Genomic DNA, 15208 nt, shown 5'->3' on the forward strand with positions numbered 1-15208 from the left:
TTTTATGAAGATGCCACTTGCCACGTGGGTGGCACCTTTTTCTTACTTGCCCAGAAGTTTAAGCGCTCTATCAACAACATTTTCTGTTGTAAATCCAAATTCTTTAAATAATGCATCAGCTGGTGCTGAAGCACCAAATCTATCAATGGCAATTATGTCTCCATCAAGTCCAACATATTTATGCCAACCAAAGGAAGAACCCGCCTCAACTGCTAATCTAACTCTTAAAGCTTTTGGTAATATTGATTCCTTATAATCTTTTGATTGTGCTTCAAATAAATCTAAACAAGGCATGCTTACTACTCTAGCCTTTATATCTTTTTCATTTAATACTTTAGCGCCTTCATAAATAAATTCTACTTCAGAGCCAGAAGCCATTAAAATGATATCAGGGTTTTTACCTTCATCTTCATAAGTTTTTAATACATAAGCACCCTTAAAAGCTTCCATTGATGTCTCTTCATATAGCGGAAGATTTTGTCTTGTAAGTATTAGTGCAGTAGGAGTTGTTTTTGAATTCATTGCAACGTACCAACCAGCAGCTGTTTCTTTAGAATCAGCTGGTCTAAAAACATTAAAGTTTGGTAGAGCTCGGAGTGCTGCAAGATGTTCAATGGGTTCATGAGTAGGTCCATCTTCACCAACTGCTATACTATCATGAGTTAAAACATAAGTTACTGGAAGACCCATAAGAGCAGATAGTCTCATGGCACCCTTCATATAATCACTAAATACAAAGAAAGTTGAAACAAAGGGTTTAAGACCACCATGCACATAGATACCGTTTGCAATAGCTGCCATGGCATGCTCTCTTACTCCAAAATGAAGATTAGATCCATTTCTGTCTTCCCTCGAAAAATCTCCTTTATCCTTCATGTATGATTTATTAGAAGGAGCAAGATCGGCTGAACCACCTATAAGGTTTGGTACATATTTTGCTAATATATTTGTTATTGCTCCAGAAGAATTTCTTGTTGCAGCACTTCCTTCAAACTTCCACATTTCCTGGACCTTAAGTAAATCTACAGGAAGTTCTCCGCTTTGCCAAACTTCATATTCTTTAGAAAGCTCTGGATTTATTTTGCTATACTCAGCATAAAGTACATTCCAAGCTTCTTCTTTTTTAGCAAACTCTGTTTTTAGATTTTCCATATGCTTAGTCACTTCACTTGGAACTGTAAATGGTTCTTCACTCCAGCCCATGGATTTTTTCATATCAGTTATATTATCTTCACCAAGTGGTTCTCCGTGTGCGGATGCTAAACCTTGTTTTTTAGCACAACCAAACCCAATAATAGTTTTAATCTTAATAAAAGAAGGTTTATTTAACTCAAGCTTTGCAGTTTCAATGGCACTACCTATAGCCTGCATATCATTGCCATCTTCTACATATAAAACCTGCCATCCATAAGCATCAAATCTTTTGCTTACATCCTCTGTAAAGGCAATATCTGTAGATCCCTCTATAGATATACTATTTGAGTCATACATTACAATCAGCTTAGAAAGTCCTAAGGTACCTGCAAGGGATGCTGCTTCGCCAGAGATTCCTTCCATATTGTCTCCATCACCACATATGGCAAAGGTATAATGATTTACAATAGCATGCTCTTTTGTATTGAATTTTGCAGCAAGATGGCTTTCAGCTATTGCCATACCTACTGCATTAGCAATGCCCTGACCGAGTGGACCTGTGGTAACTTCAACACCATTTGTATGACCGTACTCAGGATGACCAGGTGTTAAACTTCCTAGTTGTCTGAAATTCTTTAAATCTTCAATAGTTAGACCATATCCAAAAAGATGGAGTAGTGAATATTCAAGCATTGATCCATGCCCTGCGGATAATACAAATCTATCTCTATCCTGCCATTTTGAATTTTGAGGATTATGTTTCATGTGATTTGCCCATAAGGTATATGCCATAGGTGCCACACCTAAGGGAAGCCCTGGATGACCTGATTTTGCTTTTTCTACTGCCTCAGCAGATAAAACTCTTATAGTATCTACGGTTAGTTGTTCAATTTTTTTCAATTTAGTTTCCTCCTTATTTATATATATTAATTTTTAGAATGTTAAAAGTTACTCGTAATAGATTATGTCTTATAATAAATATAAGAGATTATCCTATATATTGCAAGAACTTATAATTTCCATTAAAACATTTAGCTCAATATCTCACAACTCGCTGTCATTATTATTAATGTATCATTTATTTTAGATACCTTATCATCATTAGTAAGTACAATTAAATAGTCGCCGGGAAAAATAACAGTGTCTCCTTTTGGGATTAATTCATCTCCTCCACGTTTAACTGCTACGAGTAAACAATGGGATGGCCATTTGACTTCTTTAATTTGTTTCCCGTCTAACTCTGACCCCATGCATACTGCAAACTCTAATATAGCCTTATCTTTATTATTACCAATAGATATTTTTCCCCCTACATTGTGTAAAAATTTTTCTAGCAATGATTCATAAATAGGCTTTGATGCTAAAATATCTGCAACTATGTATGCAACTACAGATACAATAGCTAATGAAAGCAAATGGGTAAAGGAACCCGTCATTTCTGTAATTAGAATAGTTCCTGTTATGGGTGCCCTAACTACAGCTGTAAAATATCCTGCCATTGCAAGTATTATAAAGTTATTAATATACATGCTATCAAAATGTACAAAATTAACAAGTGCTATTCCATAAACATTTCCTATTAATGCTCCAATAGCAAGCAGAGGAAGAAAGATTCCTCCTGGTGCACCTGATCCGTAACTTGCCATAGTGAATAAAAATTTTACAATAACTAGAATTATCAAAACTGTTAAAGGAAAATTTTCTTTAACTAAGGATGTTATAAGATCATGTCCGCCCCCTAAAACTTGTGGCAGTGTTATCCCGAGAATAACTGAAATTAATAAGGGTATCACTACCCTCATTTCTTTTGGCAGCCATTTTTGCTCAGAGTATAGGGTCTGAGTCTTTAAAATAAACTTATTAAATACTACCCCTAGAACCCCTAAAATAACCCCTAATAATACTATATAAAAATAAAATTTTATTGGCAATATGGGTAGATTTTCAAAGTTGAAAACTGGCTTTAAACCAAAGAAACTGCTGGCTACAAGAACAGCTGATAATGCAGCAGATAAAGATGAAAGCAAAACTAAGGGCGAAAAATTTTTGTGAACTTCTTCTAATGCAAACATTACAGCAGCTAGTGGCGCATTAAAGGCTGCAGCAAGTCCTGCACTAGCTCCACTTGTAATAAGATACTTTTCTTCAAGTTTTACTCTTTTAAATACCTTACTAACCCCTTGACCTACTGCTGCACCTAATTGAACCGATGGTCCTTCACGTCCAAGGGAAAGCCCTGATCCTATTGAAAGTACGCCCCCAATAAATTTACCCAGTATAACTCTCCACCACACCATATCAATTTTTCTAAGTAAAACTCCTTCCACTTGAGGAATTCCACTTCCACTAATCATGGGTTCATGTTTAACCATTAATCCTACAATGTATCCAATAATTATCAGAGCACAAACCCAAGGGAGTATAAGCAGTGGTTTTATATAAAGAGATTTATATATTTCAGCTAAAAGAATTCCTGCCTTTGACAGTGCATAACGATACGTTACAATTAGAAAACCAGTAATAATACCTATACCAATTCCCTCCAAAACCAGCTTTAATCTAAAACTATGCCAGTGGAATAAGGTATTATAGGTATTTCCTTTGTTTTTTTTATTCATTTTTCGGCCTCCATTTGTACAAAAAATGTTATTTGAAATAATTTAAAGCATTAAATTTAATTACCTTATATGATATATTTTATCACATATATATATATATATATATAAAGTAAACCAAGCTATATAGTAAACTTTAAAACTGCTATATATGGTACTTTTAATATCTAAATTAAAGGGACAGCCATCACTATTTGAATTTTGTTAAATAGTCATAGACTGTCCATTATATATATTTATATTTATATTTATCTATAATACTTTATTCTTGGATGTTCTCAGTATTTTTTTTAAGCTTGTTTTCAATTTCTAAAAGTATTTTTTGTTGATAGAACATTAGCAAATAGCAGATAGCACTAGCCATAAATAATAATACAAAATTAGATACTTTATACAATATGAAGCCTACAACTAAAAAACTAGCAAAATTTAATATTGTAATATGAAATTTCTTAATAGTATAGTATACTGCAGTTTTAAGAATGTCTTTCCAATTCAAGTAGAATCTTGATATTATTGGGTATACGTAAAGACTCACTAAAAAAATAAAGACAATAATGATAAAAATAATATTAGTCATAATTCCCGGGTAATTATTTGAAATGAAGAATCTAGTATCAATAAACAATATACTTATTATAAGTACCTCTAGAGTCCAAAAAAATAAGGATTGAAAAAAATTAGCTTTATAAGCTTTAAAAAAGTCTTTTGTAACACTTAAATCTTTTTCCCTTATAAGTTTTCCCATTACACTAAGTAGAGCAGTGGCCGCAGGTCCTATAGGGATACAGGATAAAATAATAATAGAAATAAACCAGGGTGGAATTGGAACTCCACCATTAGATAAAATCACAATTAATACAAAAATCAGTGGAATATTGAGAAGACAAAAGTAAAAATTGCCCAAGAAAAACCAAAATATGTAATTAGTTATAGTGTGAATAGGTCCTTCGCCAAATTCTCTGTTTGATTTAGCCATTTTTCCCTCCAATTGCATTTATCAAATGCTACTATTTAAATAGATCAAATTAAGTTTATCTAAGTAATTTAAAAAATTATAGATAATGTAGTAAAGATTTTAAACTACTTAAAATGTAACATAAATTGTGTAAAATGCAAATAAATTTTTACAAAAATGTTTTTACTCAGCTTTAAATAATTAGCGTATAATAAATATATGGATTAAAATCCTGAAAGGGTGTTTAAATTGAAAATTGGAATTATTGGTCTAGGAGATATAGCACAAAAGGGATATTTACCAGTTCTCACTGAAAAAGAAAATATAGAACTAATACTCTGTACTAGGAATATTGACACTTTGAAAAAAATTTCAGAAAAATATAGAATTACGCAATATGTTCATACGGTGGATGAATTAATTGAAAAAAACATAGATGCAGCCTTTGTTAGTACTGCTACAGAGGCGCACTTTCAAATAGCAGAAAAACTTCTTAAAAATGGAATTAATGTATATATAGATAAACCAATATCTTTGAATTTTAATGAGACTCAAAAGCTAGTAAACCTAGCCAAGGAAAAGGGTTTAGTTGCAATGGTAGGTTTTAATAGAAGATTTGCCCCAATGATAAACAAGTTAAAAGAACATGGCAAAGCAGATATTATCATTATTCAAAAAAATAGATTTCAAATCCCAGATCAGATAAGACGTGCTATTGTTGAAGACTTTGTACACGTTGTTGATACTCTTAGGTTTTTGATGGACAGTGAAGTGAAAGATGTTAAAGTTCGTTATTTAAAGAAGGATAACTTACTCCATAATGTAGTTATTCAGTTAACTTCAGAAGAATGCACTGCTATTGGAATTATGAATAGAAACAATGGAGTTACTGAGGAAATAATAGAATATATGACTGCTGAGAATAAATTTGTAGTAGAAAATTTTGTAGAAACTACACAGTTTCACAATAAAGACAAAAACATAACCAAGTTTGGTGATTGGGAGCCTACATTATATAAACGTGGATTCTATCAAATAGTAGATCATTTTGTATACTGTGTTGAAAATAAAATAACACCAAACCCATCTATTTCAGATTCACTAATTACACATGAGATTTGTGAAAAAATTGTAATGATGATAACAAAAAAAAATTAAAAGAGAGCAGACTACATTTCTAGTTGAGATATGGTCTGCTATATAATATAAAAGATCTTAATAGAGGCGATTATTAAAGAAAGTATTATAAGTGAGGGGAGTTATTTATGAATTTAAAAGGTAAAGTAGCTATAGTTACAGGCGGATCAAGAGGGATTGGAAAAGGTATTGCTATAGAGCTGGCTAAGGCTGGAGCTTGTGTTGTAATAAATTATAAGTGTAATGATGAAGCAGCTGAAAGAACCATGAAGGAAATTTCAGAATTAGGAGCTTATGCCTTGAAAATTAAAGGGGATGTAAGTGATTATGAATTTTCAAAGCACTTAATAAGAACTACTGTTGAAAAATTAGGTAAAATAGATATACTGATAAATAATGCAGGGATATCTAAGGTAGGTCTATTTATGGATGCTTCCCCAGAAGAATGGGACAATATTTTAAATGTAAATCTTAAGGGTACAATTAATTGTTCACATAGTGTAGTTAAAGAAATGATAAAACAAAAGAGTGGAGTAATAATAAATATATCCTCAATGTGGGGGAATGTAGGTGCTTCTTGTGAAGTAATTTACTCAGCCTCTAAAGGAGCAATTAACTCTTTCACAAAGGCACTAGCTAAGGAACTTGCACCATCTAATATTAGGGTTAATGCCATAGCACCAGGGGTTATAGATACAGAAATGAATAGTTGGCTCAGCACGGAAGAGCGAGAATCACTAGCTTCTGAAATACCAATGATGAAATTTGGAGATGTGCAGGATGTTGGCATGCTTGTAACCTTTTTAGCCAGTGAAAATTCAAAATATATTACGGGACAAGTGATAACAATAGATGGTGGAATGCAATAGCATCCTAGAAAATTGAAAATTATAGTATAATTTGATAATATATAGTAATATATACATATACAATTCGATAAGGGGGAGAAAAATATGCATGGGGGAAAAGAAATTACCACTAGGAACAAAAAAACTTTAAAGTTTAATATTATTGCTATATGGATATCTACTATTGTATTATCCGTGCAAGCTGCGGTAGCGCAAGGAATAAAACCAGGCGTTGAAGTTTTGATTATAACTGGAATATCTTCAATAATTGCAAGTGTTTTTTATATTTCTAAAATGAATTTCAGAATTAAGGGACTACTAGTAAGTCTATCGCCTTTTTTTGGGTGTTTATATTTAGCTCATTTGCAAGGAGGACTAGAATCTGGATTTTTAGTATATATTTCTTGTTTATTATTAGTAGCATTATATAGTGATATTGCTTTGTTATGTATTTACGGATTTATTTTAGATTTTTCATTAATTTTAATGTATATTCTTTTCCCAACCTCGGTCCTGGGAGCTAATATGAAATTAGCGGGCTTTATAAGTAGCTTAGCTATAATAAATATCAGTATATTTCTATTAATTTTACTTACAAAATGGAGCTCGGAGTTAATTCGCGAAAGCTTAGAAAAAGAGAAAAAAACTTTGGAGTTATTAAATAAATTAGAAAATGCAATGAGTGGTATAGATAAAAGCACAGGTGTTTTGAACAATAGTATAGAAAAATGTAATATGAATATAAATATGGTAATGGAAATAAGTGAAGATGTTGTTTCCTCAGTTAATGAAATGACAAATGGTATAGCTATGCAAGCAGATAATGTCAACAACATAAGTCAAACCATAATTGACACCGGAAAAACTGTGGAACAAAGTAAAGAAATTTCACAAAAAATAGTAAGTGTTTCAGAAATAGTAAATAGTAATGTTACAGAGGGAGCACAGCAAATCAAAGAAATGGAGAAGCAGATGAGTATAATTAAAACCGCTGTGAAATCTTCTTTGGACACAGTAATTACGCTTCAAGAGCAGATGCGTGATATAGATAAATTTTTAGGGGGAATAAAAAATATAGCGCAGCAGACAAATTTATTAGCGTTAAATGCCTCAATAGAAGCTGCAAGGGCAGGAGAAGCCGGGAGAGGGTTCTCAGTTGTGGCAAAGGAAGTAGCAAAACTTGCAGAGGAAAGTAATAGCACTGTTGAAAATATATATAAAATTATAAATAATACAAGTTCAACAACTATTGTGGCTTTAGGCGATGCGAAAAAGGGTGATGAAGCGGTAAGTATGGGGGACCAAATTGCTCAAAAACTTTACAGTACCTTTGAAAATTTAATTATAGTATTTCAAGAATTGAATTTACACATTTCAAGGCAAAGCCAGGTTATAAATGGGGTTAAAGATACATTTAATGTAGTTGATACAGAGGTGCAAAATATTGCTGCAGTATCTGAGGAGTATGCTGCGACTACAGAAGAAATTTTATCCGTTATACAGCAGCAGAACAATAAGATTTCTGAAATTGTACAGGAAATTCAGGCTATTAATAATATAAGCAGTGAACTGAACAATATGATAAAATAAAGTATTAATAAATTATTAATACTTTCTTAATGTAGAATTAATATTACAATCTGTTTATATGATATAATTAGATTATAGTTTAGAAAATAAATCCTATAAGATGAAGGAAGGATAATATTATCATGGAGTATATAAAAGGCAAAAACATAATTTCAAAGTTAATGAAATCGGCTTTAACAATTGGGACTTTTATTGTTTTATTAGTAGCGATACCTTATATAGCTATCTTTGTTATTAGAGCCTTATTTTTTATAGCAGTTTTCGGAGTTTTAGTATGGTATAGCGTAAAGCTAGTAAAGACAATTAAAAATTTTATCTATAAGCTAAGTACAAAGAAAAATGCAAACATACAAGCTGATATGTCTAGCAGTGACACTTATACAACAAACTCCATTGATATTAACTATGAGGATAGTATTATTGTGGATGTAGATTATGAAAAGGTGGAAGAAGACGCATTATAATAAAGGTAATGTAAGTTATAAAGAATGTTTTAAAAACCAGTCTATTTCTTAGATTGGTTTTTTTATTTTCTGGATTTTGTAAAACATTTATTTAAATTTAGAAAAGTCTTATAAATTGTAGTAATATTTGATATAATTTTAGTATTAAGTAAATGGGGTGGCAAGAATGAGTAGGATATTAATAGTGGAAGACGAAGAGTCGATTAGGAAATTTATTAAAATTAGTTTAAAGAGAGAAAAATTCGAGGTTTTTGAGGCTGCCTCAGCAGAAGAAGGCATGCAAAAAATATTACAGGAAACCCCAGATGTGCTTATACTAGATGTTATGCTTCCTGGTATGAATGGATTTGAACTTTGTGAAAAATTAAAAAAACAAAATCAAAATATTGGGATAATTATTTTAACAGCTAGAGGACAAGATATGGATAAAATCATGGGACTAGAATTTGGTGCAGATGATTATATGGTTAAGCCTTTTAATCCATTAGAACTTATAGCACGGATAAATTCCCTTTTAAGGCGAATGAAGTACAAAAGTAATGAAGGATCGAATTTTATTAATTCTAGAGAATTCAGAATTGATCTATACTCAAAGAAAATTTTTAAAAGTGATATAGAATTAGATTTAACACCAAAAGAATTTTTGCTTATGAAAATGTTTATTCAAAATCCTAGTAAGGCACTTAGTCGCGATGAGCTTTTAAATTCAATTTGGGGATATGAGTTTATTGGAGATACTAAAATAGTTGATGTAAATATTAGAAGACTTAGAAGTAAAGTTGAAAAAGACCCATCAGATCCTAAGTATATAGAGACAGTTTGGGGAACCGGCTACAGATGGGGGGATTCTTAAATTGAAATCCATTAGAACAAAGATTGCTGGAAGTTACCTAGTAGTAATACTAATTACCGTAATAATTGTAGATGGACTTTTAATGGCAGCTACAAAAAAAACCTATTACAAAAATTTAGAATCAAATTTAACCAACCAGTTAAAGCTATCTACTAGTTTTTATAATACATACTTAGCTTCAGCAGATGTGAAAGAAAATGTAGCCAATAATGTAGATGTATTTTATGAAAAAATTGATGCAGAGGTTCAAATCATAGATTTAAATGGATTTGTTATAATGGATTCCCTGGGTTCAATACCAATAGAGAAATTGGAGGGAAAGGATTTTAAAGCAGCCCTAGATGGAGGGGTCGGTAGCATAATTGATAGACAAATATATGAAAATGAGGGGGTTATGACAGTAGCATATCCTCTGTTTTATAATGGAAAAACAAATGGGGTACTTAGGTTTATAACTTCTCTTAAGAAAATTGACGAGGATATTTATCAATTATCTAGATATTTCTTGATTATTGGTGGAATGGTTATTATACTATCAGGAATAGTAAGCCTCTTTATTTCTAATATAATAACTAAACCTATAAAAAAAATTATGGTGGGTGCAGAAAAAATGGCCAGTGGAAATTTCGATGAGAAAATTAATATAAATTCAGATGATGAATTAGGAGAACTAGCAAAGACCTTAAACTATATGACTGACGAAATATTAAAAAGTGAAAGGCTGAAGAATGAATTTATTGCCTCTGTTTCACATGAACTGAGAACGCCGCTTACATCTATTAAAGGATGGTCTATTGTATTAAATTCTAGTAAGGTAGAAGATGAAGAAGAACTTAAAGAGGGGCTTGAAATTATAGAACAAGAATCTGATAGATTAACTTTTTTAGTTGAGGATTTATTGGACTTTTCTAAATTATCTTCAGCAAAAGTGTCTATAAAGAAGGATTTTATTGATTTAAAAGATATTTTAATGAATATAAAAATGCAGACCTTGCCTAGAGTTTTAAAGGAAAATATTCAGCTTAATCTAGAAATAGAAGAAAATTTACCGAAAATATTTGTGGATAGAAATAGGCTAAAACAAGTACTACTAAATATTTTAGATAATTCTTTTAAATTCACACCTAATGGAGGGACTGTAAGTATAAGGGCACATTTAGAAGTTGAAAATATTGTTATTAAAATAATAGATACAGGATGCGGTATTCCGAAAGATGAATTACCAAGAGTAAAAGAAAAGTTCTTTAAAGGTAAAAATGCTAATTCTAAAAATGGTATAGGACTTTCAATATGTGATGAAATTATAAAGCTTCACGATGGGAAACTGCTAATTAATAGCGTTATTGATAAGGGTACAGAAGTATGTATAATAATTCCGATTTAGAAAGGAATATTTATACTGTGCAAGGGAGCAAAGTTATGAAGAAAATATTATATTTATTTATTTTAGCAATGATATTAATGAATTTTACGGCTTGTAATGATGTTGATTTATCAACAACAAGCAGAGTAATACCGCCTAAGGTAGCTATTCCTGTTGATGGAATTTGGGAGGTGAAGAGCTATGATTTTTCAGCTATGTCTAAAATGGTGGAAGAGGAAGCAAGGGAATGGATCGGGAAAAAGGCGTCTTTTGAAGAAGAAAAAATTGTTCTTCCAGATGATAATTGTGAAAAACCTGAATTTAAGATTAAAAGCGTGGATACAAAGACGTATTTATATAGCAATTACAAATCTTCCATGGAAAATCTTAATATAAATCAAAGTGAAATTAAGATAATTACTATTACTTCTAATCAGAATTATTTTAGAGATATTATAAAAATTGATGATAGTAAGATAATAATAATAAAGGACGGGGTATTTTTCACACTGCTAAAGGTGATTAATGAAAATAAAATATACAGTGATGCTATGCAAAATGAAAAAAAATTATCTTATAGTAAATTAGATCCCTATAGAAAGAAAGAACAATCTGGACTTTTGTTAGGTTTAAAATCTTATAAAACTGTTGATTATAAATTGCCTTATTCTAATGAAAGCAAAACCATATTGGAACCAGTATACAGAACATTATGGATTAGCTATGACGGCATAGCAGAGCCAATATCGGAACTGCCATTTTTATTTGTTCCAAGGCGGACTGGGTTTTGGAAGCTTCAGGTAAGTAGAGAAATTATCAACAATTATTGGATGGAATCCTTTGTAGCAGCTCCAATAGGTAAGGAAATGAAAAAAGAAAGCGTAAAAGTTCAAAATACAAGTTTTTTTGATATGAAAAATATTAATTTTGTGGGAAATGATTATGTGTGTTATGAGCGAACGGTTGAAATTAGTGAAAAAAGTGACAAACAATCAAATATATCTCATTCATTAGAAGTAGTTCCCTTGGACACTATATATACTGGGTCAGAAGTTGCAATTATTGCGTCAAAAGTATTAGGTGAAAAGGGAATAGAAAGTCTGAATTCTGGCGCAAAATCATATTTAAGAACTATTAAAGAAATAGATAGAAATCTATTAGAAGATACTCCATTACCTACGAATTTCGGAATTTTTAGAAAGAACGGGAAGTGGTTGTTACGTGGAAGATTAAATTTTTCCAGCCCATCTGTAAAAAATGAATATGCAGACTTTAATGTTCCCATGGGAACACCTGAAAACTTGGTAAACTATGATTCACTATTTCCATCTTGGGAGGTTATAAAGCAAAAAGTTCCTAGTGCATCAGATGCATATACATCTCCTAATAAGGATATTGTAGTTGTACTAACAAATTCAAAATTATTAGTTTATGCTATAAAAGATAATATTTTAGGTGAGGCTCCATTGAGAGAGGTACAGCTTAAAAATTCAGAAGTGTCTGTTATGGCACAGTGGGCAACAGACGATTATGTTAAAATTTGGTCTGAAGAGGTAAATAAGCTTCAAGGCAAATAATACAAAAGAATTTCATAGAGTGTTCACACATAAATGAGTGTTTACACATAAATGAGTGCTTACACGTACTCGTGATATTAACTTTATGAGGTAGATAAGGGGGACATATGCAGATTGAAATTATTAAATTTATACAATCTATAAAATCTCCATTTTTGGATATTTTTTTTCAAATAGTTACAATGACTGGAGAAGAGTATTTTTATATTATTGTAGCTGCTATAATATTTTGGTGCGTAAATAAAAAATTTGGGTATAAACTAGGTTTTGCATTATTGACAGGCACAATTGTAAACACAGCGCTTAAGGATTTAGTAGATGCAGCAAGACCAATAGGAGTATCTGGTATAAGATCATTGAGAGTACAAACTGCTACAGGACAATCATTTCCAAGTGGGCATACTCAAGGGGCTGCTACTTTTTGGTTTTCGTGGATTGTTCAGATTAGAAAAAGGTGGATTTATATATTCGGAAGCACAGCAATTCTTTTAGTGGCATATTCAAGAATGTATCTGGGAGTGCATTACCCAATAGATGTAATTGGTGGAATAGTAATTGGAGTTGTATGGGTTTTTATATCAAATTATATATTTGAATATGCTGAAACAACTAGAAAAAAATGGGTATTAATGATTATTGTTGTACCTATGCTTATAGGAATGATATATTTAAAAGAAACAACCTATTATACAATATCAGGAACGGTATTGGGTTTCTATATTGGATACATACTAGAGTCAAAGTATGTGCATTATGATGTTAGAAATACTAAAGCGGCGCAACTAATTAAATTGCTGTTTGGATTAACTATTCTTATAACGTTAAAAAATACATTAAAGGTAATTTTGCCTATCAATATGTTTTCTGACTTCTTCAGATATTTTGTAATTGGATTGTGGATTACAGTTGGAGCACCATCCATATTCAAAAAGTTTGGTGGAGAAATTTAAGCATAAGCAGAGTATTACATTAGCTATTTTCTTTATATTTTTTAAATGTAGTTAACATTAAAACTCAAATCATTGTAGACAGGCTATGGTACATAGTGCTAAACTTAATGTAATAACACAAGATTATGTGTTTTATAAAAGAGGTGCTAATGTGAAGTATCATAAAAGTAAATTAAAAAAATTTTGTATATTATTAATTTTAGTATTAGAAATTATGAAATTACCTTTAATGTCGGTAAAAATATCAGCTTTAGAGCTAAATGCGAATTCAGTTATAGCATATAATGCTTTAAATGTGGAAAAAATAGCATATTCAGCACAGGATTTAAATAGTATTATAAAAAATCAGTTAGCCCAAAGAGAGACAAGCTTTAACATAAGGTACAAGGCAGACACCAGCTCTTTAAAAACTATAATTGCAACTGGTATTCAGGGAATTTTAAAAGCTGATGATTATTTAGAAAGTTGCATAATATCATATCAATGTAGCTATGAAGGATATGAAAATGACGTTACAGTAAATTTTGCTTTTAATTTTTATACCACAAAAATACAAGAGGATTATGTGAACTCACAAGTAACTGCAATCCTTAAAGATATAATAAAAATTAGCATGAATGATGATCAAAAGGAAAAAGTAATTCATGATTACATTCTAACCCATGTAGCTTATGATACTACAGTTACTAAATTTAGTGCTTATGAAGCATTAAAAAATGGTACAACGGTTTGCAATGGATATGCGCAATTAGCTTATAAATTGTTAAATGAGTCAGGGATTGAAACTAAAATGGTTTTAGGAAAAGGCAATGGTGTGGATCATGCCTGGAATTTAGTAAAGCTACGTGATACATGGTATCATTTGGATTGTACTTTTGATGACCCGTTACCGGATGTAAAGGGAAGAGTACTTTATGATTATTTTAATTTAAATGATGAAAAAATTAGCAAGGATCATAACTTTGAAAAATTAGATTATCCTGCAGCAGCTAAAGTTTATACATATAAAGCACCAGTTATGCAATTCACAAAACCCGTTAATGCCACTGAGGTTACGTCATAGTACACCTTTTGAGCTGGGTGGGAATTACAACTTATATATAAGTAAAGAAATTAAAGGCAGGTATGGAGTTATAAATTCAACAACTTCCGTGAAAATGGGTTTTACAATTTTAAATTAAAAAATTATTTCCTGGAATTAATAAATATAAGTTTAAATAGAAATGAATAGTTTGGAAGGAGTTGGTAAATATGCCACAGTTAAAATTACAAGGTGTGGAAGTAAATGATATTTGTAAAGTAAGTGTAGATATGCTACAAGAGATGCAAAAACTTCTTGAATGCCCCAAAAATTATTTTACATTAGAATGTACTAGTTCAACGTATATTATGGAAGGTGAAATAATAAAAGCATACCCTATAGTAGAGGTTGCATGGTTTGATAGAGGCCAAGAAATTCAGGATGCCATGGCTAAAATAATTACAAAGTATATTCATTTAGCTGGGTATAAAGATGTAGACGTTATTTTCAGGATTTTAGAAGAAAATAGATACTATGAAAATGGGCAGCATTTTTAGAACTAGACAAATAAAAACACTATTAATGTTTAAAATGTACCCTTTGTCAAGGACAATTTAAAAAAAGTCTATGCAACATTGAAAAGGTGATTTCTGTATTGAACAGGAGTCATCTTTTTTAAGTTCCATTGATATCTATAG

The 15208-nt window shown here is 31.1% G+C and carries 14 protein-coding genes; 10 read left to right on the forward strand and 4 right to left on the reverse strand.

The annotated features are described in order from the left end of the window. Positions 1-42: 42 nt before the first annotated feature. The 3 genes from tkt to KPL50_RS19550 form a co-directional block, all read right to left on the reverse strand. Positions 43-2034: a transketolase gene (gene tkt / locus KPL50_RS19540; RefSeq protein WP_216300223.1), complete on the reverse strand. Its 1992-nt coding sequence runs from the start codon at positions 2032-2034 to the stop codon at positions 43-45. A gap of 131 nt (positions 2035-2165) precedes the next feature. After that, positions 2166-3752, reverse strand: coding sequence for a ClC family H(+)/Cl(-) exchange transporter (locus tag KPL50_RS19545; RefSeq protein WP_216300224.1), 1587 nt, complete (start codon positions 3750-3752; stop codon positions 2166-2168). Between the two features lie 259 nt (positions 3753-4011). Next, the gene (locus KPL50_RS19550; RefSeq protein WP_216300225.1) at positions 4012-4728 is read right to left on the reverse strand and encodes a YesL family protein; all 717 of its coding nucleotides are present in this window, start codon (positions 4726-4728) and stop codon (positions 4012-4014) included. 228 nt (positions 4729-4956) lie between these two features. Here KPL50_RS19550 and KPL50_RS19555 point away from each other — a divergent pair, with 228 nt between their 5' ends. The 10 genes from KPL50_RS19555 to KPL50_RS19600 all read left to right on the forward strand — a co-directional run bounded on the left by KPL50_RS19555 (position 4957) and on the right by KPL50_RS19600 (position 15067). Next, positions 4957-5865, forward strand: a complete 909-nt coding sequence (locus KPL50_RS19555) for a Gfo/Idh/MocA family protein (protein ID WP_216300226.1) — start codon at positions 4957-4959, stop codon at positions 5863-5865. Between the two features lie 107 nt (positions 5866-5972). Continuing rightward, complete coding sequence (ymfI, locus tag KPL50_RS19560) at positions 5973-6713, forward strand: elongation factor P 5-aminopentanone reductase (RefSeq protein WP_216300227.1); 741 nt, start codon at positions 5973-5975, stop codon at positions 6711-6713. A gap of 84 nt (positions 6714-6797) precedes the next feature. Further along, on the forward strand, positions 6798-8282 hold the full coding sequence (locus KPL50_RS19565) for a methyl-accepting chemotaxis protein (RefSeq protein ID WP_216300228.1): 1485 nt from the start codon (positions 6798-6800) through the stop codon (positions 8280-8282). A 122-nt stretch (positions 8283-8404) separates the two neighbouring features. Further along, a complete protein-coding gene (locus tag KPL50_RS19570; RefSeq protein WP_216300229.1) occupies positions 8405-8746 on the forward strand; it encodes a hypothetical protein in 342 nt (113 codons plus the stop codon). A gap of 166 nt (positions 8747-8912) precedes the next feature. After that, positions 8913-9599, forward strand: a complete 687-nt coding sequence (locus KPL50_RS19575; RefSeq protein WP_216300230.1) for a response regulator transcription factor — start codon at positions 8913-8915, stop codon at positions 9597-9599. Between the two features lies 1 nt (position 9600). Then, positions 9601-10983, forward strand: coding sequence for a cell wall metabolism sensor histidine kinase WalK (locus KPL50_RS19580; protein ID WP_253200715.1), 1383 nt, complete (start codon positions 9601-9603; stop codon positions 10981-10983). A 35-nt stretch (positions 10984-11018) separates the two neighbouring features. Next, positions 11019-12539: a hypothetical protein gene (locus KPL50_RS19585; protein WP_216300231.1), complete on the forward strand. Its 1521-nt coding sequence runs from the start codon at positions 11019-11021 to the stop codon at positions 12537-12539. 107 nt (positions 12540-12646) lie between these two features. Further along, positions 12647-13489 carry a phosphatase PAP2 family protein gene (locus KPL50_RS19590; protein ID WP_216300232.1) on the forward strand — a complete coding sequence of 281 codons (843 nt, stop codon included), beginning with the start codon at positions 12647-12649 and terminating at the stop codon, positions 13487-13489. A gap of 151 nt (positions 13490-13640) precedes the next feature. Beyond that, positions 13641-14552, forward strand: coding sequence for a transglutaminase domain-containing protein (locus KPL50_RS27565; RefSeq protein ID WP_216300233.1), 912 nt, complete (start codon positions 13641-13643; stop codon positions 14550-14552). 188 nt (positions 14553-14740) lie between these two features. Beyond that, on the forward strand, positions 14741-15067 hold the full coding sequence (locus tag KPL50_RS19600; protein WP_216300234.1) for a DUF1904 family protein: 327 nt from the start codon (positions 14741-14743) through the stop codon (positions 15065-15067). A 68-nt stretch (positions 15068-15135) separates the two neighbouring features. Here the strand turns inward: KPL50_RS19600 and KPL50_RS28000 are convergent. Next, on the reverse strand, positions 15136-15208 hold a 73-nt coding region (locus tag KPL50_RS28000), incomplete at its 5' end, for an IS3 family transposase (RefSeq protein ID WP_375372948.1).

Origin of the sequence: Clostridium sp. CF012 (genome assembly GCF_018861755.1) — a bacterium.
Classification (GTDB): domain Bacteria; phylum Bacillota; class Clostridia; order Clostridiales; family Clostridiaceae; genus Clostridium_AD.